This window comes from Paenibacillus kobensis NBRC 15729, from assembly GCF_004000825.1.
Lineage (GTDB): Bacteria > Bacillota > Bacilli > Paenibacillales > Paenibacillaceae > Paenibacillus_T > Paenibacillus_T kobensis.
Map to the genome: position 1 here is coordinate 1 of NZ_BILZ01000153.1, position 671 is coordinate 671.

Annotated in this window: 1 protein-coding gene; it reads right to left on the minus strand. The window is 52.8% G+C overall.

The window, feature by feature from the left end; genetic code table 11:
* Window positions 1–671, minus strand: a 671-nt coding sequence (locus PKO01S_RS28550) for an AMP-binding protein (protein WP_164779847.1), incomplete at both ends; no start/stop codon positions are given.

The following is a 671-nucleotide window of genomic DNA, read 5'->3' on the forward strand; positions in this document are numbered from 1 at the left end:
ATCCGGAAGCCATCTTGCCAAGTCGCCGGTACGATACATCCTGCCTTCTCCGAACGGATTGTCGACAAACTTGTCTGCCGTCAGTTCCGGCTGGTTCAAATAACCGCGCGCGAGGCCGTCTCCCGTGATGCACAGCTCGCCTGGCACCCCGATCGGCTGCAACTGAGTGTCCCGACCAACGACATATAGTCGGGTGTTGGCAAGCGGAGTGCCAATCGGCACGGTCGGCACCTGCTGGTCCAGATGATCGATGGCATAATACGTAGCATAAACAGTGCTCTCCGTCGGACCATATACATGAATTACTCGCCCTGCTCCCAACGCGTGGTACGCTTTGGCTACGTGATCGACCGACACTTTTTCCCCGCCGAACAAAACATGTCGGACGTTGGAAAGGCTGCTTACGTCCAAATCGACAAGTGTATTGAATAACGCCGTCGTCAAAAAGAAGATCGTAATCTGTTCCTCTCGAAGGATTCGCGACAAGGCGGCGATATTCAGTGCATCCTCTTTTCTAATGAGGACAAGAGCTGCACCATTCAACAACGCGCCGAAAATATCGAACGTCGAACCATCAAAGGCGTAGTTGGACAATTGAAGGATCCGATCCGACTGTGTAAACGTCACATAGTTGCTGTTGCGCACCGTACGAACAACGTTTTGCTGAGTCG